Source organism: Cellulomonas algicola, from assembly GCF_003851725.1.
Classification (GTDB): domain Bacteria; phylum Actinomycetota; class Actinomycetes; order Actinomycetales; family Cellulomonadaceae; genus Cellulomonas; species Cellulomonas algicola.
On the sequence record NZ_BHYL01000413.1, the window covers coordinates 1 to 4,590 of the forward strand.

A 4,590-nucleotide genomic window follows, 5' to 3' on the forward strand; every position below is an offset into this window, starting at 1 on the left:
CCCCCCGGCAGGGCCACCGCCCGCGCCCCGCCAGGCGGCCGCCACCCTGACCGCGTCGGCCGAGCCTGCCACCTCGTGCACGCGCACGCACCACGCGCCCGCCGCCGCGGCCAGCGCCGTGATCGCAGCGGTCGCGCGGTCGCGGGCCAGCGGAGGTGCCGGGGTGCCGTCGGGGCGGGCCAGCAGGTGGCCGAGGAACCGCTTGCGGCTCGCGCCCACGAGCACGGGGAAACCGTCGGCGACGAGCTCGGGCAGGCGTGCCAGCAGCGGCCAGTTGCTCGCGCCGGGCTTCGCGAAGCCCAGACCCGGGTCGAGCACGACCTGGTGGTCGGCGACGCCCGCCGCGCGCAGCGCCGCGACGCGCTGCGCGAGCTCGGTGCGCACGTCGCTGACGACGTCCCCGTACTGGTCGAGGTCGTCCATGACGTCGGCGTGCCCGCGCCAGTGCATCGCGACGTACGCGACACCCGTCTCCGCGACCGCGGCCGGCATGTCGTCGTCGGCGAGTCCGCCGGACACGTCGTTGACCAGCACCGCCCCGCGCTCCACGGCGGCCCGCGCGACGACCGCGCGCGTCGTGTCGACGCTCACCGCAACCCCGCGCGACACGAGCGCCTCGACGACGGGCAGGACGCGCGCGAGCTCGTCCTCGACGGGCACGCGCCGCGCACCCGGTCGCGTGGACTCGCCGCCCACGTCGAGCAGGTCGGCACCCTGGTCGAGCAGCTCGAGCCCGTGCGCGACCGCGGCGTTCGGCGTGAACCAGCGGCCGCCGTCGGAGAACGAGTCGGGCGTGACGTTGACGACTCCCATGACGAGCGTGCGGCCGACGTCGTGCAGGTGCGCCGGCAAGGGCGCCGGGCGGCGCGGGAGGTCCGTCGCGGTGGCGTCGGGGCGGGTCACGGTGCCGAGCCTAGGGGCGCTGCGCGAGGGGCGTCAGCGGCCGAGGACCAGGCTCATCGCCTCGGCACGGGTCGCGACGTCGCGCATCTGCCCGCGCACGGCCGAGGTCACGGTGCGCGACCCGGGCTTGCGGACGCCGCGCATGGACATGCACAGGTGCTCGCACTCGACGACGACGAGCACGCCGCGCGGCTGCAGGATCTCGACGAGCGCGTCGGCGACCTGCGACGTGAGGCGCTCCTGCACCTGCGGGCGGCGGGCATAGACGTCGACCAGCCGGGCGAGCTTGCTCAGGCCCGTGATCCGGCCGTCGGCGCCGGGGATGTACCCGACGTGCGCGACGCCGTGGAACGGCACGAGGTGGTGCTCGCACGTCGAGTACACCTCGATGTCCTTGACCATGACCATCTCCTCGTGGCCGAGGTCGAAGGTCGTCGTGAGGACGTCGGCGGGCTCCTGGTAGAGGCCCGCGAAGATCTCGCGGTAGGCGCGTGCCACGCGGGCCGGCGTCTCGAGCAGACCCTCGCGGTCCGGGTCCTCGCCGACGGCGAGCAGCAGCTCGCGCACGGCGGCCTCGGCACGCTTCTCGTCGTACTCGCCGACCGCACGGCCGGCACCCGTCACGCGACTGATCGACGACGGCACGCCGTCGACCACGTCACTCACCGTCCCGGCTCCAGCCCCGCGTGTCCGGCGTCTGCTCGGGCGGGAGCTCGACGACCTTGCGCGCCGGGTTCTCGTCGCCGACGACCGCGGCCTCGTCCTCGGGGATCACCGGGTGGCCGTTCTGCGCGGCCTTCTCGGCCGGCGTCAGCACGGGACCCTGGGTCGAGACGGCCCGCTGCTCGCTCGACAGCCACACGCGACGCGGCGGGCGCTTCACGATCGGCTTGAAGATCTCGGCGAGCTGCTCGGCGTTCAGTGTCTCCTTCTCGAGGAGCTCGAGGACCAGGTCGTCGAGGACCTCGCGGTACTCGACGAGGATCTCCCACGCCTCGTCGTGCGCGCGCTCGATGAGCGCCCGCACCTCGAGGTCGATGGACCCGGCGACGTCCTCCGAGTAGTCGCGCTGGTGGCCCACGTCGCGGCCGAGGAAGACCTCGTTCGACTCCTGGCCGAGCCGGATCGCGCCGAGACGCGCGCTCATGCCGAACTGCGTCACCATCCGGCGCGCCGTGGCCGTGGCCTTCTCGATGTCGTTGCTCGCACCCGTCGTCGGGTCGTGGAAGACGAGCTCCTCGGCGACGCGGCCGCCCATGGCGTACGCGAGCTGGTCGAGCAGCTCGTTGCGCGTCGTCGAGTACTTGTCCTCGGTCGGCATGACCATCGTGTAGCCGAGGGCACGGCCGCGCGGCAGGATCGTCACCTTCGTGACCGGGTCGGTGTAGCGCAGCGCCGCCGCGACGAGGGCGTGGCCGCCCTCGTGGTACGCGGTGATCTTCTGCTCCTTGATGTTCATGACCCGCGTGCGCTTCTGCGGACCCGCGATGACGCGGTCGATCGCCTCGTCCAGCGCGTGGTCGTCGATGATCTGCGCGTTCTTGCGTGCGGTGAGCAGCGCGGCCTCGTTGAGCACGTTCGCCAGGTCCGCGCCGGTGAACCCGGGCGTGCGCCGCGCGACGGCGACGAGGTCGACGTGCGGGGCCATCGGCTTGCCCTGCGCGTGCACCGTGAGGATCTTCTCGCGGCCCTTGAGGTCCGGCGGCTCGACCGCGACCTGCCGGTCGAACCGGCCGGGACGCAGCAGCGCCGGGTCGAGGATGTCGGGCCGGTTGGTCGCGGCGATGAGGATGACGTTCGTCTTGACGTCGAACCCGTCCATCTCGACGAGCATCTGGTTGAGCGTCTGCTCGCGCTCGTCGTGCCCGCCGCCGAGGCCCGCGCCACGGTGCCGGCCGACCGCGTCGATCTCGTCGACGAAGATGATCGCCGGCGAGTTCTCCTTGGCCTGCTGGAACAGGTCGCGCACGCGGCTTGCGCCGACGCCGACGAACATCTCGACGAAGTCCGAGCCGGAGATCGAGTAGAACGGCACGCCCGCCTCACCCGCGACGGCGCGGGCCAGCAGCGTCTTGCCGGTTCCCGGCGGGCCGTACAGCAGCACGCCCTTGGGGATCTTGGCGCCGACGGCCTGGAACTTCGCCGGCTCGGAGAGGAACTCCTTGATCTCCTGGAGCTCCTCGAGCGCCTCGTCGACGCCCGCGACGTCCGCGAACGTGACCTGCGGCGACTCCTTGCTCACGAGCTTGGCGCGCGACTTTCCGAAGCTCATCACCCGCGAGCCGCCGCCCTGCATGTTCGACATGAGGAACCAGAAGATCGCCAGGATGATGACGAACGGCAGGACGATGCCGAGCAGGCTCGACCACCACGACGTCTGCGGCACCTCGGACGTGTAGCCGTCCGGGAGGTCGGCCGACGCGACGGCGTCCGCGATCGCGGGCCCCTGCGGGACCACGTAGTAGAACTGCACGCGCTCGCCGAAGTTCTCGTCGTCCTTGACGAAGTCCTCGGACAGCGTGAGGTCCACCCTCTGCTGACCCTCGGTGATCTTCGCCGACTCCGCCTTGCCGTCGGCCAGGAGCTCGAGGCCGTCGGAGGTGTCGATCCGGCTGACCTTCGGGGTGGCGAGCGCGGTCGCACCGATCCAGAGGAGCACGACGGCGAGCACGATCCACAGGATCGGGCCGCGGGCAAGACGCTTGAGGTTCATGGGCGATCGGGGCCAGGCCCCTCATCCTCCGCTCGCAGGGCTGGTGGCCTTCGAACTTACACGGCGATCCTGTGGCAACCCGCGGTGTTCGCCCAGGGCACATCACCGGCCGTGGGCGGCCCCGCGCAGGTCACGCGTAGACGTGCGGCGCGAGCGTCCCGACGAACGGCAGGTTGCGGTACTTCTCGGCGTAGTCCAGGCCGTACCCGACGACGAACTCGTTCGGGATGTCGAAGCCGACGTAGCGGACGTCGACCTCGACCTTGGCGGCGTCGGGCTTGCGCAGCATCGTCGCGATCTCGACCGACGCCGGCCCGCGCGAGCGCAGGTTCGACAGCAGCCACGACAGCGTCAGGCCCGAGTCGATGATGTCCTCGACGATCAGGACGTGGCGGCCGTGCAGGTCCGTGTCGAGGTCCTTGAGGATCCGCACGACGCCCGACGACTTGGTGCCCGAGCCGTACGACGACACCGCCATCCAGTCCATCTGCGCGGGCGAGTGCAGGCGACGCGCCAGGTCGGCCATGACCATGACCGCGCCCTTGAGGACGCCGACCAGCAGCAGGTCCTTGCCCGCGTAGTCCGCGTCGACCTGCGCCGCGATCTCGTCGAGCCGCGCGTGCAGCTGCTCCTCGGTGAGGAGGACCCGCTCGAGGTCCGCGCCCATGTCGACTGGCTCCACCGTCACCGCTCCTGTCGCTCGTCGTGCACCGGCGGGGCCGGCCCGAGGAGAAGCCTGCCACACGCGCGTGAGGCGGCGACCCCGCCCGGAAGCGGCACCGGACCCTGCCCGTGCCAGCCCGTGAGGAGCGCGTCGACGGCCAGCACGTGCCCTCGGTTGAGCGCCCCCGCGGGGCACCCGGCCTGCACGGCGGCGACCCGCAGCGCCCGCCGCCGCACGCCGACGTCGGCCCCGAGCAGCACCGCGACGTCGAGCCCGACGACGACGCCCGGCCGGGCCGCCGGTCCCGCCC

At 72.4% G+C, this 4,590-nt stretch carries 5 protein-coding genes; all 5 read right to left on the reverse strand.

The genetic code is table 11. The features are described from left to right. Positions 1–903: dihydropteroate synthase (gene folP / locus CTKZ_RS20155; protein WP_371852403.1), on the reverse strand; the 903-nt coding region annotated here is incomplete at its 3' end. Between the two features lie 33 nt (positions 904–936). Further along, positions 937–1,536, reverse strand: a complete 600-nt coding sequence (gene folE, locus CTKZ_RS20160) for a GTP cyclohydrolase I FolE (protein WP_124344582.1) — start codon at positions 1,534–1,536, stop codon at positions 937–939. Between the two features lie 25 nt (positions 1,537–1,561). Continuing rightward, positions 1,562–3,616 carry an ATP-dependent zinc metalloprotease FtsH gene (gene ftsH / locus CTKZ_RS20165; RefSeq protein WP_124344579.1) on the reverse strand — a complete coding sequence of 685 codons (2,055 nt, stop codon included), beginning with the start codon at positions 3,614–3,616 and terminating at the stop codon, positions 1,562–1,564. A 130-nt stretch (positions 3,617–3,746) separates the two neighbouring features. Continuing rightward, positions 3,747–4,283 (reverse strand): hypoxanthine phosphoribosyltransferase, encoded by a 537-nt coding sequence (gene hpt, locus CTKZ_RS20170; protein WP_210728474.1) that lies wholly within the window; start codon positions 4,281–4,283, stop codon positions 3,747–3,749. A gap of 17 nt (positions 4,284–4,300) precedes the next feature. After that, positions 4,301–4,590, reverse strand: a 290-nt coding sequence (locus tag CTKZ_RS20175; RefSeq protein ID WP_200829851.1) for a TilS substrate-binding domain-containing protein, incomplete at its 5' end; no start/stop codon positions are given.

Coding starts and splice junctions, on each gene's coding strand:
- ftsH (WP_124344579.1), bottom strand. CDS start 3,616: ATGAACCTCAAGCGTCTTGCCCGCGGCCCGATCCTGTGGATCGTGCTC.
- hpt (WP_210728474.1), bottom strand. CDS start 4,283: ATGGGCGCGGACCTCGAGCGGGTCCTCCTCACCGAGGAGCAGCTGCAC.